The organism is Peribacillus kribbensis DSM 17871 (assembly GCF_000430765.1).
GTDB lineage: Bacteria > Bacillota > Bacilli > Bacillales > DSM-1321 > Paraperibacillus > Paraperibacillus kribbensis.
The window spans coordinates 224,229-241,675 of the sequence record NZ_KE387238.1 but is presented as its reverse complement, the minus strand read 5'-3'; the positions used below and the strand labels follow the sequence as shown (position 1 = coordinate 241,675).

16 protein-coding genes, 1 tRNA gene and 1 pseudogene are annotated in these 17,447 nt (G+C 39.8%); 13 read left to right on the top strand and 5 right to left on the bottom strand.

Features of this window, described 5'->3' with window-relative positions:
• Positions 1 to 75: 75 nt before the first annotated feature.
• Positions 76 to 219 carry a hypothetical protein gene (locus H539_RS32425; RefSeq protein ID WP_169816034.1) on the top strand — a complete coding sequence of 48 codons (144 nt, stop codon included), beginning with the start codon at positions 76 to 78 and terminating at the stop codon, positions 217 to 219.
• Positions 220 to 276: 57 nt separating this feature from the next.
• Here the strand turns inward: H539_RS32425 and H539_RS0114820 are convergent, their stop codons facing one another.
• Positions 277 to 1,044: a YhcN/YlaJ family sporulation lipoprotein gene (locus tag H539_RS0114820; protein WP_026694172.1), complete on the bottom strand. Its 768-nt coding sequence runs from the start codon at positions 1,042 to 1,044 to the stop codon at positions 277 to 279.
• Between the two features lie 216 nt (positions 1,045 to 1,260).
• On the opposite strand from H539_RS0114820, the gene H539_RS0114815 reads away from it, so the two are divergent.
• From H539_RS0114815 to H539_RS0114800, 3 genes are all read left to right on the top strand, one after another.
• Positions 1,261 to 1,878 carry an NUDIX hydrolase gene (locus H539_RS0114815; protein ID WP_026694171.1) on the top strand — a complete coding sequence of 206 codons (618 nt, stop codon included), beginning with the start codon at positions 1,261 to 1,263 and terminating at the stop codon, positions 1,876 to 1,878.
• A gap of 50 nt (positions 1,879 to 1,928) precedes the next feature.
• On the top strand, positions 1,929 to 3,173 hold the full coding sequence (locus H539_RS0114810; RefSeq protein WP_026694170.1) for a glycosyl hydrolase family 18 protein: 1,245 nt from the start codon (positions 1,929 to 1,931) through the stop codon (positions 3,171 to 3,173).
• A 616-nt stretch (positions 3,174 to 3,789) separates the two neighbouring features.
• Positions 3,790 to 3,863 (top strand) — tRNA-Arg (locus tag H539_RS0114800).
• 197 nt (positions 3,864 to 4,060) lie between these two features.
• On the opposite strand, the pseudogene H539_RS33435 reads toward H539_RS0114800, so the two are convergent.
• Positions 4,061 to 4,390 (bottom strand): annotated as a pseudogene (locus tag H539_RS33435) (site-specific integrase); the annotation flags it as partial.
• A gap of 724 nt (positions 4,391 to 5,114) precedes the next feature.
• Between H539_RS33435 and H539_RS33120 the strand changes: the two are divergent.
• Positions 5,115 to 5,243 (top strand): hypothetical protein, encoded by a 129-nt coding sequence (locus H539_RS33120; protein WP_281171425.1) that lies wholly within the window; start codon positions 5,115 to 5,117, stop codon positions 5,241 to 5,243.
• Between the two features lie 25 nt (positions 5,244 to 5,268).
• On the opposite strand, the gene H539_RS0114780 is transcribed toward H539_RS33120, so the two are convergent.
• On the bottom strand, positions 5,269 to 5,448 hold the full coding sequence (locus H539_RS0114780; protein WP_026694167.1) for an aspartyl-phosphate phosphatase Spo0E family protein: 180 nt from the start codon (positions 5,446 to 5,448) through the stop codon (positions 5,269 to 5,271).
• Positions 5,449 to 6,489: 1,041 nt separating this feature from the next.
• Here H539_RS0114780 and H539_RS0114770 point away from each other — a divergent pair.
• The 3 genes from H539_RS0114770 (at position 6,490) to H539_RS28650 (ending at position 7,653) form a co-directional block, all read left to right on the top strand.
• The gene (locus H539_RS0114770) at positions 6,490 to 6,891 is read left to right on the top strand and encodes an anti-CBASS protein Acb1 family protein (RefSeq protein WP_281171432.1); all 402 of its coding nucleotides are present in this window, start codon (positions 6,490 to 6,492) and stop codon (positions 6,889 to 6,891) included.
• Complete coding sequence (locus H539_RS0114765; RefSeq protein WP_026694165.1) at positions 6,884 to 7,165, top strand: hypothetical protein; 282 nt, start codon at positions 6,884 to 6,886, stop codon at positions 7,163 to 7,165. The genes H539_RS0114770 and H539_RS0114765 overlap by 8 nt, the downstream gene beginning before the upstream one ends.
• Before the next feature lie 107 nt (positions 7,166 to 7,272).
• On the top strand, positions 7,273 to 7,653 hold the full coding sequence (locus H539_RS28650) for a phage head morphogenesis protein (protein ID WP_081415892.1): 381 nt from the start codon (positions 7,273 to 7,275) through the stop codon (positions 7,651 to 7,653).
• Here H539_RS28650 and H539_RS28645 read toward each other — a convergent pair.
• A complete protein-coding gene (locus H539_RS28645) occupies positions 7,628 to 8,728 on the bottom strand; it encodes an ATP-binding protein (RefSeq protein WP_051348599.1) in 1,101 nt (366 codons plus the stop codon). The two genes, H539_RS28650 and H539_RS28645, sit on opposite strands and share 26 nt — an antisense overlap.
• 120 nt (positions 8,729 to 8,848) lie before the next feature.
• Positions 8,849 to 11,410, bottom strand: coding sequence for a substrate-binding domain-containing protein (locus H539_RS30190; RefSeq protein ID WP_081415890.1), 2,562 nt, complete (start codon positions 11,408 to 11,410; stop codon positions 8,849 to 8,851).
• 226 nt (positions 11,411 to 11,636) lie between these two features.
• On the opposite strand from H539_RS30190, the gene H539_RS0114745 reads away from it, so the two are divergent.
• The 5 genes from H539_RS0114745 to H539_RS0114725 all read left to right on the top strand — a co-directional run bounded on the left by H539_RS0114745 (position 11,637) and on the right by H539_RS0114725 (position 17,295).
• On the top strand, positions 11,637 to 12,350 hold the full coding sequence (locus H539_RS0114745; RefSeq protein ID WP_026694163.1) for a LytR/AlgR family response regulator transcription factor: 714 nt from the start codon (positions 11,637 to 11,639) through the stop codon (positions 12,348 to 12,350).
• A gap of 205 nt (positions 12,351 to 12,555) precedes the next feature.
• The gene (locus H539_RS28635; protein ID WP_245602191.1) at positions 12,556 to 13,413 is read left to right on the top strand and encodes a substrate-binding domain-containing protein; all 858 of its coding nucleotides are present in this window, start codon (positions 12,556 to 12,558) and stop codon (positions 13,411 to 13,413) included.
• Between the two features lie 189 nt (positions 13,414 to 13,602).
• Positions 13,603 to 14,772, top strand: coding sequence for a substrate-binding domain-containing protein (locus H539_RS0114735; protein WP_026694162.1), 1,170 nt, complete (start codon positions 13,603 to 13,605; stop codon positions 14,770 to 14,772).
• A 65-nt stretch (positions 14,773 to 14,837) separates the two neighbouring features.
• The gene (locus H539_RS0114730; protein ID WP_026694161.1) at positions 14,838 to 16,334 is read left to right on the top strand and encodes a sugar ABC transporter ATP-binding protein; all 1,497 of its coding nucleotides are present in this window, start codon (positions 14,838 to 14,840) and stop codon (positions 16,332 to 16,334) included.
• Complete coding sequence (locus tag H539_RS0114725) at positions 16,315 to 17,295, top strand: ABC transporter permease (protein ID WP_026694160.1); 981 nt, start codon at positions 16,315 to 16,317, stop codon at positions 17,293 to 17,295. Before H539_RS0114730 ends, H539_RS0114725 begins: the two co-directional genes overlap by 20 nt.
• The last annotated feature ends 152 nt before the right edge of the window (positions 17,296 to 17,447 follow it).

Genomic DNA, 17,447 nt, shown 5'->3' with positions numbered 1-17,447 from the left:
AGCAGGTAGAACAGGGGAAATATAACTATACTCCTATAAACTGACTAAGACTGGAGAAACATAAGGGAGGATGCCATGTTAGAGAAAGAAGAGTATAGCATATTATTTAGAGAACTGGAATGGCTGATATATGAATACCGTTCCTGCCACAGAGAAGCAGTAAAGAAAGAAATCTTTTCGGATATCAAATTATTGACCGAGGCAATCACCATAGAATAAACCCCTGCACAGAGGACTTTTTCCTTGTGCAGGGTTATTATTTTGTCATTTAGGGGTTTAGCGGTTGTTAATGTTAAAAAATCCTCTGACATAGTCATTGAAATTGTTCAACAGCCCGTCATTGTTTCCGTTTCGGATATCATCAGCATAATCGGACATTCTGTCGTAAAAGCCGCGGTCAGAAGAAACATACACTTTATGGATGCTGCTGTCTGCCTTTCGTACTTGATCGGCTACCTGCTGTTCAAACTTTGTGTCCACTTTACTGTAGTCACGTTTATTTTTGTAATTGTTATCATTGTTATTATTATTATTATCAAACATATTATCGCCAGCATTATTACGGCCGCCGTTAATCATGCCATTATTATTTCCTGAAATGTTTCCTGAATGGTTGTTGTCATCATTGTTCCGGATGCCTGTATGGTCCTGATATCTGTTTCCGTCACCGACGCCTCCATAAGTTCCAACACCATTGTTATTATCAACCATATCCCCGTTAGGTCCTATGTTGTTGATTCTTCCTCTGTCTGATCGTGTACCTAAACGGTTATTGTTGTGATCATCGTTAAGTCTTAATGCCACATAGGCATTGTTTTTAGACACAATAACATGAGCACGGTCCACTTTGCGCATTTTTTCCACTTTGTCCTCAATGCGTTCTTCATTCCGAAGTCTGCCGTTATTTACATTGTCACCAATATCTTGAATGCGTTCAGCACCATTATTTGCTCTGTTTTTAACTCCATTATTGTCATTAGCACCGCAGCCTGCAAGTGAAGAAAGGCCAAGAACCATTGCGGCAGCAACCAAGTTTCTATTCATTAAAAAATCACTCCTTTTGATAGCTGGTTCTTGTATAGCTTTCCGAATCCTGAATGGAACTATGCACACGAAAGAATTGGAAAAGATGGGCTGTCAAGGTGGTATGGAAAAGCAGAAATCTTTGTTACAGGAAAAATTATTAGGGTAAATAAATAACCCATTTCCATAAAAAATGGGATAATAAAGTTATAGCCATGTTTTTGTGAGGTGGATCAAATGGAGAAAGAAACAATCATCGAAAAAGTGCAAAGCCATACTCCTGTCATATTAGGAAGTGAAAGCTTTTCAAAATATTCGGTGTTAATCCCGCTTGTCCAAAGGGAAGATGAACTTCATGTAGTATTCGAAGTCCGCTCGATGGAACTTAGGAGGCAGCCGGGCGAGGTCTGTTTTCCGGGAGGCAGGATCGATCCTTGTGACCATGACGAAAAAAATGCGGCCATAAGGGAAACGGTGGAGGAGCTCGGTATCGCAAGGGAATCCATATCCCAGGTGATGCCCATTGATTTTCTGCTCTCTCCCTATGGGATGATTGTGTATCCTTTTACAGGGTTTATCGATGATTTTCATTCCATTACCCCTAACTCCTCCGAGGTAGGTGAAATTTTCACGGTGCCGCTATCCTACTTCCTGAATACAGCACCTAGAATATATAAGGTCCATTTTAGGGCTGAGCCGGAAGAGGGGTTTCCCATGGAGCTTCTGGTCGGAGGGGAAAATTACCAATGGAGGCCAAGGCAGCTGGACGAGTATTTTTATCTTTATAAAGATCGGGTGATCTGGGGATTAACCGCTAGAATCCTTTCCCACTTTACAGATTTACTAAAAAAATAAGGAAAACAGCAGGAGGAACTGAATAATCTGTATAAAAAGGCGTGATGAAAATGCCTGTTTATGTAGTGAAAGCCAGAGATAATTTATGGGACATTTCCCAAAAGTATCGTGTTCCGCTGTCTGTGATCATGGGGGATAATGGGCTGGCGTCCAGTGACATTATTCCTGGACTTCCGCTGTATTTACGAAGGACGGAACTTCCGGTCAGAGGGTATATAATTAAGACGGGGGATACACTTACGTCCATTGCGATGCGGTATGAGACCACTGTTTCCCGAATTTTAGCCGCAAATCCTGGATTGGAATCAAAGCCCGCTGCCGGCAGGATCATTAATGTACCGAGCCCGAAACGATATTCACCCGAGGTTCTTGCATTTGTTGTTCCCTATAATCCGGAAAGAGTCCTGCGCAAGCTCGAACAGATTCATGGTAATATAACGTATCTGGCTGTCACGGCTTTTACTTTTTCAGAAAAAGGCCATGCCTATGCGGAATTGGATGATGGGGGCATTGTGCAAAGAGCGCGTGAGCTGGGAGTTCTTCCTTTATTGATGGTCCGGAATTATGTAAATGAGAAATTTGTTCCTGAGCTTGCTGGAAGGGTATTAGGCAATGCTGCTTACCGCCGCAGCCTTTCCTCGAGTCTTGCCGCCCTTGCCAGAGAAAAGGGCTATGGGGGAGTCAGCATTGATATTGAATTCATTCCTCCTGAGAGAAGAAGAGATTTCAACAGCTTTCTTGAGGAGCTGAAAAACGCACTCGGCCCGCTGGTGCTTCAGGTGAATGTTCATTCTAAATCCGCAGACCTGCCAGCCAATCGAATCGTGGGTGCTTATGATTATAAAGCGATTGGTGCAGCAGCCGATATAACGGCGGTTATGACCATTGATTACGGTTATCCCGGCGGCCCGCCGGATCCTATATCGCCCTACAACTGGATGGAGGAGGTCATTCACTATGCGGCCCGTCTCATTTATCCGAGCAAGCTCATGGCGGCCCTTCCGCTTTATGGGTACGACAAAACCGTCCCGGGCAGCCATACAAAAGGTCTTTCCATGCTGAATGCACAGAACCAGGCCATCTCAAAAAAAACCGACATTCTGTTCGATCCTTCTGCCCAGTCTCCCCACTACACCTACCAAACAACCGAAACACATTCCGTCTGGTATGAAGACATTAGAAGCTATATCCAAAAGCTCAAACTCATGGACGCCTACAAACTAAGAGGCACAACCCTCTGGGAACTCAACCTGGACGCCCCTCCGCTCTGGGCTTATCTTAAGAGTAGACGTTAGGGGGCAGTCCCCATTTTCCGAATTATTTCCCGGTCTCTCCTTTCCCGTATTATGATACAGTAGAGATAATCCATTGGCCGTTATACGAGTGATCATTACGTTATATACCAAATGTGAAAAAGGGCTCTAAAAGTCCTTTTTTTACATGGTTTTTTAATAAACAGGAGCTTATCAGGAAGCTTCCGTATTTCTGGAAAGTTCAGAACTTCAGACAGATGGTTCCCGTGAACAGAAGAATTTCGCTGAAGTGCTGAATCAGACAAAGAAAGCGTATCTGACAGAGCTGAGGAAAAAAACTCATTGGCAGCATAAAAATCATCTATTTATCAATACATGGGTCCATACTATGAAAACGCCCGTCTCGGTCATTTCCCTTCTCCATGAAAAGGGAAAGCAAAAAGACATATCTTCCGGAATTGATCGGGAGCATAAGAGAGGAAAATGAACGTCTTATTGGAAGGGCTGGATTTAGTCCTTCACGCAGCAAGAGTAAGATAACCAGTTGGACAATTATGCCTCTGCGGGATAAAATAATTTAAAAAAATTATTTTTTTAAGCCATACCTATTGACCAAATGAAATTCTTTTAATATAATAAATTCTGTTGTTGATAAAATGTTCCAGTAGCTCAGCAGGATAGAGCGACAGCCTCCTAAGCTGTAGGTCGTGAGTTCGAATCTCTCCTGGAACGCTAAATTAATAGGCGAAAACCCCTTGATACATAAGGGGTTTTCGCTTTTTTAGCACTTAATGATAGATACCTCAATCTTTATAAAATCATCAGTTGGGGACGAGATGGGGACAGAACCGAAAATTCACTGTTCTTTGAATTCAAAAAAGGAATCAAAGTGAGATGCAGCTGATTGATCGGCTTCCTGCAGTACATGACTATAAGTACTTCGTTGTACCAATTTTAGAATGACCTAATCGTTCTTGAATGATCTTTGCATGCACACCTTCATTTATTAGCAGCGTGGCAGAGGTATGTCTCAAATCCTGGAATTGGATATATTTTAATTTATATTTTGATGTAAACCATCTCCACCATTGGCCAATACTGTCCGGACAAATAGGCTTACCAAATTCGTTGGCAAAAATAAAAAAGTGATCCTGCCATTCCCATTTATCTGATACCATTAATTTTTCATGGGATCTCTGGGCTTTTAGATTTTTTAACATGGTAACAAGAGGGATGGGGATAGAAACAGTTCGTTCTCTCTCTGTTTTGGTATCTTTAAATTTTTACACCTTCTCCTTTAACCTCGGCTATGGATTGTTCAATGAAAATAGTTCTTTTTTCAAAATCAACATGTTTCCATTCCAATGCGGCGATTTCTCCTTCACAAGCTCCAGTAGATAGAGCAAGGAGGATTAATATCTCCCAGTGAAAGGAACATTTTTTTAATGCGAAATAATAATCGATACATCTTCTTTAGAATAGACTACTGATTTTTTTGCCTGATCTTTGCGGCTTTACCGGCGTGGTTGGATTTTCTTTTATAAACTTCCACTCAGCTGCTCTTGAAAGAACATTATTAAAGGCTTTATAGCAATTATTAATACTGGAAGAGGAGAGGGGACCCGGCTTTCCATCCCATCTTTGCCCATCTTTTTTTAGATCGTTTACGAAATCTAAAATATGCATGGTTTTCTATCGGACAATCGTAAATGACCATATGGATGAAGTATCCTGGCATTGAAGAAACTGAATAATGAATTGCTGAATGACGGACGGATCGACCCCGCATTACGTAATTCGGTTATGGATAGACATTAAGTTTATAATAACAAGCTCTGAAAGGTATATGGTGGAGCTTAGGAACGATTCATCAAAATCCGACTGATCAGAAAATTGAAAAGGGGTGTACACTTAAAGCCCTGAAAGACCCATGATCTCTTTTACGAGGACGTTAAATTTGAGAGATACATCGGATGCTTCCCGTTGCATTGGTTTGATGATTTTAAAGAAGATTTTAATGAAGGCGAAATAATTTTCGAAGATGAAGATCTGCCAACAGATACTTATAAAGAGACTGCCGCCCAGAGGAATGAGAAACTTGCATTATTTTGAAACACAAACTGTTAAATAATTTGGATTATTTTTCGTGTAATAATTTCTCATATTCGTTCAATAGTTTGTTTAATTCTTGACTCAATGATAAAACTTCGTCATCAAGAAAATTTAAATTCTTATTCAAAGCAACTTGTACCATTTCTTCACGAACTAGCCGGATTTTATTCCAGAGTTCTTTCTCTTTTTCTAGATTTAAATTCATTTTAACACCAACCATTAATGATTTTTTGCCTATATAAAGTTACAGACAGGCATCTTAGGAGTGAACATTATTAGTTTTATCGCATCCAGAATTTCGTCCATCATTACACCTTACCTTTTATTACAATTAGGCTTCCCATTGATTTCAAAAACAAACAAAAGGGTTATTACATTCTCCATTAAAGATGAATTTTCGCTCAGTAAAAGTGAAAAGAGGTTAATCATTGGCGCAGTAACCCTTACAGTGTTGTAAACATAAGTCGCAGGGTTAATAATAAGACTAGCAAAATTATGTTGGTTGACCATTAAGAAATGCTTGTAGGACTGATTTGCATTTTGGACAGTTGATTTTGTCCACTTGTTTGAGTTTAATTTTCTTCAAATCATGCCTTGTAACTGGATAAAACAACTGGTATTTCAATCCACATTCACAGTTTTTGTGATCTTTTATAGCGTGTATGTATTTTGTTTTATGAATATAAATAGTTGGATAATACATTCTTCCACTCATTACCTATTATTATTTTGATATAACATTCTGGATGCATAAATAACAATACCTGAAATGGTTGAAAGAAAAATGAATTCTCTATAAAAAAATAATTAAAATCTAATTAAAATTATAAGTTCCACAATTGTTCCGCAGTGCGAAAATTAAGTGAAGGAGGACTAACATGAGCCAAGTAAGTAAATGACCGAAGAACAACGGCTGGCCTACAGTGCCAAGCATCCGATTAGGCCGGAAAAGAAAGCCAAGAATAAAGCAGCAATGGGTGAGTTCGATATAAATTTTCGCTCATGAAAAGTGAAAAGAGGAAAAAGAGGTTTGGAACGGACCTAAACAAAGCCACAAGGAGCAGCTATCCAGATAGCCTTTGATAAAAACGAAAGAATGAAAGATCGTTATGCAGCTGTGCGGGAACTTAAATGGAGACGGAATTTGAAGAAAAAGGTATTTGCAAAGTGAACTTTGTTTTTGGAATTGTGTTGGACAAGTTGTTGCTTTCCTGGTTTTATATACTTGATATAGTACCAGGAATTAATTACAGGCGCTCAGTATGATGTAATGAATTATTACTCCAGAATAGCAGCCCAGCAGGAAAACGAATTACGGCCGCATTTGGAACACCTTATCCGCCTGCTTTTATGGTGCTCGGATGAATTAGGTGGCAGCATTGATCCTGCCAAAATAGAGCGGGAGTTGAAATTTAATCCTCTTTGGGAGGTTGATGCCCAGACTGATGCCAATATAAGAAAGACTGTTGCAGAAACGGATAACATCTATCTCACCAATGGTGTTCTTATAGCCGATGAAGTCAGGGAAACTCGCTTTGGTCAGTTTGGATTGACCAACATAACGAAATTTTCTGGTGACGAGGCTGATTTGGAGAAAATGACATCGGAAGTGTATAGCGATTGGAAAGAACGTGGGAATCATGGCTAAAATTCCTCTCCTACGCGTTTTCCGGACGCTGTGGCAAGTTTCCTATTACCGGGCCATCAATCGGCTGATTTCAGCCTTAGGTAAAGCCACACTGGTATTTGATGAAGAGATGGTACCTCAGGTTAAACAGTACCAAACCCGGTCCGATGACCGCTCATTCGTTGAGGATGGACCACTGGATATTATCAGACGGGCCATTGAAATGATAAAAGGACTGTCTCTTGGTATTTTGCACCTCGAATACGATCCTCGATATGGCAACGAACTTTGTTAGTTCTTTAAATACCTTTAATGTAAATAACATGAGGGCGCAGGGACGAATAAAGGAAATTGACCCCACTCAATATGAACCCTGGCTTGATGAGTTCATGAGGAACTCCATTGCTGAGAATACCAGCTATATCAGCACGATTCGAGATGAGTTTTTCCTCAAGGTGGAAAGCATCGTATCAGGGTGTGAAAAATGGCACTAGCCCTAAAGAAATTCGGGATGAGCTGGTGAAGCGTACTGGCATGTCAGAGAAGCGGGCAAAATACATGGATCAGACAGGCAGCATACTTAGCCAGATGACAGCAGAACGCCATAAGGCAATGGGCGTCAGCAAATTCAATTGGAGCACATCAAACGATGAAAAGGTACGTGATTCGCACAACAAGCTGGAAGGACAGGTATTTGAATATGCTAATTCACCGGCTGTTGGGCTGCCGGGTACTGATTACAATTGCCGCTGTACTGCTAATCCCGTTTTTGATGATGATTAAAGGCCTTAGGTAAAATGATTCTGACAGTCGTGCCTTCACCAAGTTGACTGTTAACTTCTATCGTACCGTTATGGTTTTCTATAATTCGTTTACACATCATAAGCCCTAATCCTGTCCCTTTTTCTTTTGTTGTGTAAAAAGGTTCAAATAGTCTTTTTTGTCTCTCTGGTAAAATCCCGCTCCCTTTATCGGTAAGTTCTATTAAGAAGCTATCGTCATTTATATTTTTAAGCGAAATGACTATTTTTTGGGTAGGATCAGTAGTTGCTTCAATTGAGTTTTGTATTAGGTTCATTAGAACTTGTGTTAACTGATTAGGGTCACACTGAGCAGTAAATATAGAATCAGAACTAATAAATTCGAAAAAGTTTAGACCTTTTAGGTTTGCTTGGGGTTTCATAAATTCTATAACTCGGGAGATCAAAGCCTTTATGTCTGTATGTATAATTTCCATGGTTTCTTTAGGTTTAGCTATAAACATAAATTGATTAACAATGGTATTAATTTGACTTAATTCATGAAGCACTATCTTAAGATATTCGTTTGTTGTTGCGTCATTTGAGCGTTCCAGAATCATCTTGATAAAACCTGTTACAGACGTTAATGGATTTCGAATTTCATGGGCAATTCCAGCTGCTAATTCACCAATTAGTGAAAGTTTTTCTAAATCCTGAATTTTAGTGACATTTTTCCAGTAATCTGTAATATCGATAGCCGTACCAACCACTTCAACAACTTGCGAATCGATAATTAACGGAGTTAACGAAGCAAGGTAATGGTATCCGTTCGCGCCTCCTTCATAGTTAACCGAATTACCGTTCCAGGCTATTTCATAAAAACACTGTTTCTGATTTGCCTGATCTTCAGGTGAAAAGTCATGCAAAGTTTTACCAATAATACATGCAGGAGAAAGCCCTATTTTTTCTAGAAAATCACCTTCAGCGAACGTATGGATAAAATCGTTATCTTTCTTTATAAATTTAAACACATACCCATTTTTTCTTGGGATAAGATGCTTGTAATCAACTTGATTGTTATTATTATCCTGATTACTTTTATTGTTGTAATAATCCATGCATATCATCCTCTATTTATATTAATGGTTACTAAATTCATTCATCATAATCGATAAAATATCTTTAGATTATACAATACATTTCGCTATGTTTCCTTTATTTGACTACAATTTGTATTGTTACGATTGAATAATTTCTGGGGCATCTTGGTTGTACACAATTTTCCATGCCTCAAGGAGATTTTCTTTTGTTACTTTTAGAGCCGGAACAGCTACATAAGCAGGCGCTGGTTTGCCGAGGAGGGCATAACCAGCCAGGATTGCCTCGGCCACTCCTTGATGGTAGGGCATCTGTGATCCCGAACCCTTGATAAGGCCATCTTTGGCAATTTCTACAGCAGCATTGGTACCCAAATCGATTGTTGTAATGACTAAATCATGTTTTCCGGCGGCACGGGCGGAAGCCATAGCACCTTCAGCCGCCAAATCCCATACAGCAAAGATTCCCTTCAAATCCGGGTGTTCAGAAAGCATAGCTTTTGCAAGTTCTTTCCCATCAAATGGACTTGTGAAACCGATGCGGGCTATTATTTGAATGTCGGGATAACTTTCTTTAATTGTCTTTTCAAAAGCAGTTAATCTTTGTTTCGTTACAAAAAAATCAGCATTGTGGTATATAACCCCAATCTTGCCTTTAAAGCCTATTTTCTCCGCGAGGATATCGGCGGCATAGGTCCCGTTTCCATAATTGTCAGCGGATACGACGCTTACATACTCCTTACCTGCTTCCAACCCGTATGGCGCATTGTCCATAAACACCAGCTTAACACCTGATTGAGCTGCGGTTTGAAAGGCACTCGCGGTAGATACCGGATCGATGGGAAGACTGACTATAATATCAGGTTTTTTCGCTACTATCTTTTGAATATCTGCGACTTGCTTCTCCCAGTTAAATTCGGCATCCGTTATACCCACGATCCTAATCCCCATTTTATTAAACGTTGTCTTCAATCCCTCGATTTGTGCCTTTGCCCAATTACTTCCCGTATAGGGCATCGCAATGGCAGCTGTATAGTTCTTTTCCCTGATTTTTTTTAACTCTTTCAAAGACAACTGCAATGTCTTGGCAGAAACAGCTTCCTCTCGATTTGGTCCTGTACATAAAATTTTATGTTCGGGTATATTTTGATTAATTGTACTCGTTAAAGTCTCGTTAACAGTTGTTAAGAACTCTTTGACAATAATGGGTTTCGTCACATAATTATCAAACCCCTTGCTTAATGTCTGCTGGATGTCCTGGGGCATGGCATTGGCACTTACAGCAATAACGGCGATGTCTCTCGTTTTTTCATTTGTTTTTAAAAGCTTAAACACTTCGAAGCCATGGATATCCGGTAGGTTCAGATCCAGCAGGATTAAATCGACTTTTTTTGTCCTAGCGAGTTTTAATCCTTCTTTTCCAGATTGAGCAGTTAAGATCGTGTAGGAGGACTGCGATTTCAGGATGTTCTTTACCAGATTCAAATTGGATGGATTATCTTCAATATACAGCAAGCAATAGTGCTCAGATTTACCGTTGTTTGTTGAAAGGCCAATCACTTCTTCCTCCCAGTGCATCGCGGCCTTTAAATCATAGGGAAGAGGGAGACTAAAGTAAAAGTCGCTGCCTATACCTTTCTGGCTTGTGACACTTATTTTTCCTCCCATAAGCTGGACAAGCTGTTTTACTAATGACAATCCTATCCCAGTACCTTCTTCTTGTGTACCTTTAATTCTGTAAAATGGAACAAACACTTTATGATATTCCTCAACTGAAAGCCCGGTCCCAGTATCGGCAATATGGATAACAGCATCATTTCTTTTTAAATAAGAGAAAATCATAACTTTGCCGTCTTCCTGGTTATATTTAATGGAGTTATCCAGCAGATTCAAAAGGATTTGTTTCAGGCGAATAGGATCAGCCAGAACTGCCATGGTTTGTGATTGATCCAGTTGGTTATGTATCTGAATTCTTTTCTTCTTGGCAAGCGGCAGCACGATATTGATACATTCAGTAATAATTGTTTTAAGATCTACCTCTTGGAGTGTAACTTTTAATTGGCCGGTATCTATTCTTGATAGATCTAAAATATCATTGATTAAGCTTAATAAATGTCTTCCACCCCCTAGAATCTCCTGGACAAAGTCACTTTGCTCGTCATTTAAGGAATCATCTATCTCTAAAAGCTGTGCGAAACCAAGTATTCCATTCAATGGTGTCCGAAGTTCATGGCTCATTTTGGATAGAAAATCCGATTTAGCCAGGTTCGCCTTTTCTGCCTCTTCTTTCGCATGAATCATCGTTTGTTCCATTTTTTTTCGTTCGGTGATATCCGAAATGGTAATAAGGGCAGCCTGTTCACCGCTGTTATGCATGTTGAGAGGTTTTGAATTTATTGAAAGCCATTTAGTGCCGGATTCCGGATCAATCATTCCCACGACATAGTTATAAAAAGGGATTCCTTTTTCGAGGGTGATCAATCCTGGCAATTGGGAATAGGGAAGTGGTTTGCCGTCTTCTTTTATATATTCATGTTGTTGAAGGCTTGATTCTGTCAAAAATTCTGATTTAATCCCAAGTACAGTTTCCACATTTTCATTAAGCGGAATCATTTTACCTGACTTTTCCTGAATAATGACGCATTCGGACAGGGTTTGTAAAACTTCTTTATATAAATTTTCGTTAGGGGTGAGTTCCATCATCTTAGCCTGCCTTTAATCTAATAGTCATGCAATTTCCTGATTTACCATTAGTATAATCCATAGAAAAATACGAAAAAACACCATAAGCGAATCATATTAAAATACTTCCTTTACTGATTAGACTGGCTTATACTGAAAGTAAATACACATGTTAGCGATTTCAAATGTTGAATTTTCAATTAAATTAATGTTCCATAGATAAATAGCTTTACATGAGGTGATCTTTATGAGAGTTTTAATTGCAGAGGACCATGCACCATCCAGGAAGCTATTGAAACATCTTCTTAAACCTTTGCAAAGATTTGAATTAGTTGGAGAAGCCGTTAATGGTGAGGATTTAATTTGTAAGGTGATGATAGAAAAGCCAGACATCATGCTGGTTGATATTAATATGCCATTGTTGAATGGGATGGAAGCGGTTAAATCTTGTAAAAAAATAGTTCCATCATTGCAAGTGATCTTTATCACCGGGCATGATACGTTTGCCTTAGAAGCTTTTAGTGTAAATGCAATCGATTACATTGTCAAACCTATTGACCGTGACCGTCTTTATGCAGCGTTAGGACGAGCAGCTGCACTTGCTAAGACTCCAGCCGAAAGCGAGCGCCCAGCCGTTAAGAAGGATTTAATGATCAAACAGTCCAATCAGATTTCTTTTATACCGTTAGAGGACATTATTTTTATTGAACGAGCCGACCGAAAGGCCGTCATCCATACAATTGATCATCAAATAGAGGTGAATGAGGCGTTAACGAATCTAGGAGAACTCCTCGATTCCCGTTTTGTAGCCTCCCATCGTTCCTATATTATTAATTTGCAATATTTAAAGAGGATTGAAACGGCAGGGCAGACGTACAAAGCATATTTTAAGAATTATGAGGATACAGCAAAGGTTTCCAAGAATAAGTTAGCAGAATTACAAAAAAATAAATCGTTGTGAGGTCCAGGTTCACCGGACCTCATTTTTTTGTTTTTTTTGATTTTATTGTCTGAATGAACGATGATTGTGTCCGAAAGGAAAGAAAGCGGTTTCAGGTGGATTAAAAACTTGTCAGAAAATGATTAGACGACAATTTTGTAATCGATTACAATTCAAATATAGAAACGAGAAAGGACAAATAACAAAGATGGTAGGAATTGTAGGTGTGGCAAAGAAGGAGATAGTTTCTGCTAAAACCATTTTAGTTGTTGTGCCTGACATTACAAATCCGTTTTTTTCAAAGGTGTTTAGGGGGATTGAAGCAGTAGCGGTTACAAATGGATATCAAGTTATACTTGGTGATACAGGCAATGATCTGGAACGAGAAAAGGGGTTTTTAAACCTTTTGCATCAAAAAAAAGCAGATGCAATGGTTTTATTAACTGCCCAAACGGATGCAGCAACAGTCGAAGAGGCGGCCCAAAGATTTCCGTTGGTCCTTGCGTTCGAGTATATGGAAGGTCCCTTTATCACAACAGTTTCGATTGATAACATAAGCGGTGCCAGAAAAGCAACAGAATATTTAATTGATTTGGGGCACGAAAGGATTGGCTGCATTATTGGACCGCTCAATAGTATTTTGAATCGAGACCGTCTTAAAGGATTTTATCAAGCAATGTCAAGCCACAACCTTATCGTGGATCCTGTGTTAGTACAGGAAGGTGATTTTTCTTTTGAAAGCGGTTTTAACCTTATGAAAAAGTTTTTTGCCATTGGCCAACTCCCATCAGCGATTTTCGCTGCCAATGATGAAATGGCAATGGGAGTCATTAAAGCCATTAAATCTAAGGGGCTAAACGTGCCAGATGATATTTCGGTTCTCGGTTTTGATAATCTGAAATTCTCGTCCACATTTGAACCGGGTCTGACAACGATTGCCCAGCCCGCATTTGAAATTGGTGAGAAAGTGGCGGAATCACTATTGAGGCTCATCAACAAAGAGGAAATCCAAAACGAGCAAATGTGTTTAGCAGACCAGTTAATTGTAAGACAGTCTTGTCAGCAGTATGTGAAAATCTTATAGAGAAAAATGTAATCTATTACATTTTTTGAAGTCCGTTGAAGCCTGGTTTTATAACTTACATGAATGTAATCCATTACAAGTTATATTCTATCAGCTTACTTTATGAAAAGGGGTGGTGGTGCCAACTTGTAGATTCTAAGGTGGTACCAGCAAATAACGAGCTTCAACTAATAAAGTGGAGGTAAGCAAATGAAAAAGAGTTTTTCTATTACAGTTTTACTGTTACTTGTTTTAAGTGTTGTTCTTGCAGGGTGTGGAGGGAAAAAAACTACATCTGAACAAGCGGGCACGAAAAAGAATAGTAACTACTCAGAAACAGCTTCAGGACCATTAACGATCAATCCAAAGATTCCTGATTTAGCAGTACAAGATAAAGGGCCGAATGGCGAACAGGCCGTTTCAGCTAAGACATTGCAGCTTACGGAAGATGAGCTGAAGAAGGTTAAGGAAGGTAATTATAAAGCGGCGATTGTTATGCACTACTCTGGTACTGACTATATGAATGCCGCAGTAGGTGCGATGAAGGATACATTTAAGAAGATGGGCATCAAGATTGTAGCTGTAACAGATGCACAGTTCAAAGCGGAAAAGCAAGTAAATGATATTGAAACCGTTTTAGCGAAGAAGCCGGACATCATGATTTCTGTTCCAGTGGATGCCGTATCTACCGCACCAGCTTATAAAAAGGCTGTCGCCCAAGGCGTAAAGTTAGTATTCATGGATGGTGCTGCACAAGGTTTAGTGGCAGGTAAAGATTACATCAGTATTGTCTCAGGTGACAACATGGGCAACGGAGCAACCGCAGCAGACATTATGGCTGAAAAACTTGGCGGAAAGGGTAAAGTCGGCATTTTGTATCACGATGTAAACTTCTTTGTAACCAAAAACCGTTCGGATGCTTTTGAAAAAAGAATTAAAGAAAAATATCCAAATATTGAGATTGCCGCAAAAAGTGGGATTACTGGTCCAAATCAGGCAGAAGAAGTAGCAGCTGCCATGCTGACAAGACACCATGATATTGATGGTATCTTCGCACCATGGGATGTACCGGCTGAAGGTGTTATGGCTGCAGCAAGAACGGCTGGCAGGGATGACCTAGTTGTTACAACAGTTGACTTAGGTACAAACGTAGCAATCTCTATTGCACAAGATGGACTTGTTAAAGGTCTTGGAGCACAGCTGCCATATGACCAGGGTGTAGCACAAGCGATCCTTGCCGGCTATGCTCTATTAGGAAAAAAAGCACCAGCGTATGTTGCTTCACCATCAATCAAAGTTACGAAAGAGAATGTATTAGATGAATGGAAGTTGATCTATGGAACAGAGGCTCCTGACACAGTAAAAAAAGCGATGAAATAATTCTAAAAAAAGAATAGAGGCGGATTTTGAAAAGCCGCCTCTAACATAAAAAGAGGTGAACTTGGATGGAACAACCGATTCTCGAAATGAGAGGTATTAATAAAGCTTTTAATGGGATTACAGTTCTAAACGATGTCCATTTTTCCGTCAAAAAAGGTGAAGTTCACGCCTTGATGGGGGGAAACGGTGCTGGGAAATCGACGTTAATGAAAATCCTCACAGGCGTATATACTGCAGACAGCGGCGAGATTTTAATTGAAGGACAACCGGTGACCATTAAAAGCTATGATGAAGCTCAAAAGAATAATATATCGATGATTTTCCAAGAGTTTAGTTTAATTCCTACCCTTACCGTCGCCCAAAACATCTATCTTACTCGTGAGAAGAAAACATCAATAGGGCTGCTCGATGATAAGGATTGTGAGAAGAAAACAGAAAAATTGCTAGAAGAATTAGGCGTAGATATTAGACCAAATGATCTAGTTCATAATTTGGGTGTTGGCTATTGGCAGATGACGGAAATTGCCAAAGCGCTGTCCCAAGAAGCAAAGATTCTGATTATGGATGAGCCAACCTCGTCCTTAACAAAAAATGAAACTGAGGTGCTCTTTAGTTTTATTAACAAATTGAAAGCAAAAGGTTACTCCATCATCTATATTTCTCACCGGATGGATGAAATATTTGAAATTTGTGATCGAATCACGATTATGCGTGATGGCCGATATGTCACAACAGAAAAATGCAGCGAAACCGATCTTGATACTGTTATTTCACATATAGTCGGTATGCAATTTGACCAAGCTTTTGAATGGAAAGAACGTACCTACGCATTGGACGTTCCGCCCATATTTGAAGTAAGAAACTTAAGTGCCGAACATGTACAGGATATTAATCTAAAAATTCAGCCGGGTGAAATCGTTGGAATCGCCGGGTTAATGGGAAGCGGTCGAACGGAATTACTTCGAAATCTCTTCGGGATTGACCCAATTAAGAGTGGAGACATCTACATCAATGGTCAAAAACATTCCATAAAGAATCCTAAGAATGCCATAGAAGCAGGACTTGCTCTAATTCCGGAGGACCGCCGGATGCAAGGATTGGTCCTTGAACACAGTGTCAAGGATAATATGACTCTTCCAATTCTTTCGAAGGTAAAAAAAGGAGCTTTTATTGATAGTAAGAAATCCAATGAAATTAGTAAGGAATTTGTAAGGAAGTTAAATATTAAAACGGATAATATTTTTAAAAAGGCCGGGTTGTTATCAGGCGGTAATCAGCAAAAAATCGTGCTCGCTAAATGGCTGGCGAACGACCCTACTGTCTTGATGTTGGATGAACCAACGATTGGGGTTGATATTGGTGCAAAGACGGAAATTGTGGAGATTATTAGAGCCATGGCCGAAAACGGCAAGGCGATCCTTGTGGTCTCTTCCGAACTTCCAGAACTGCTTGCTTTGAGTGATCGGGTCATCATTATGCATGATGGAAAAATTAAAAAGGAAATGACCCGCAGAGAGATTAAATCAGAGGAGGAATTACAATATGCAATCCAAGGTTTCTAGTGTCCAAAAGCCAGCCGCTCCTTCATTAAAGGGATTCGAATGGCGTAATTATATTGTCTATTTTGCCTTCGTGGGCGTATTAATCTATTTTTCTATCAGCTTAAGTGATGAAGGCTTCTTAACTTCAGCGAACTTATTAAACATTGTTAGACAAACAGCGACGATTTCTTTGATGGCGCTGGCAATGACATTTGTTATTAGTACAGGGGAGATTGACCTTTCTGTTGGTTCCATTGCTGCCCTTTCTTCTCTAGTTGGTGCATTAGCCATCCAAGCGGGTTATGGCATTATTGGCGGACTCATCGGCGGTGTAGGTACGGGACTTGTGGTTGGATTAATTAATGGTTTGCTTGTTACAAAAGTAGCGATTCCTTCCTTCCTGGTTACACTGGGAACGATGGGAGCCGTTAAAGGTGCTGCGATGTGGGTTACAGATACTGCGCCTGTTCCGATTGTAGACGCAAATTTCAATTTCATCTTTGGTTCAGGGGACATTGGACCGATTCCAGTTCTACTTATTTGGACCCTAGTATTTACAGTGATTGCTCATATCTTACTTCGTAAAACATCTTTTGGCCGGCAGGTATTGGCGACAGGCGGTAACGAAAGTGCGGCAAGATTCTCTGGCGTAAAGACAATGAAAATCAAGCTAATGGTTTTTCTTGCAACAGGTTTAATGGCTGGGTTAGCTGGTCTCCTTTATGCGGGCCGTATGAATGCCGGACGTTTCTCCTTCGGTGAAGGCGATGAGCTTTCTGTTATCGCTGCGGTTATTCTTGGTGGAACAAGCTTGTTTGGCGGAGTAGGGACAATCATCGGAACGATTGTTGGTTCCTTAATGATTGGTACGATCAACAATGGTTTGATTATCATGGGTCTGGATGTCAGCCAGCAGATGATTATTAAAGGAGTTATCATTATCTTGGCGGTGGCATTCGGTAAGAAAGCGATGAAACGATAATCTAAATAGAGATTTCCGCGGAATAATAGTAAGTTCCGCGGAATTCCTGCACAAATAGCAGAATTAATGATAATACATACGGAAATCTCTTCAAAAAGCGCTTTAAAAGTTCAACCTTGAACAACAAGAATAACTTTGAACAGGAGGAAGAA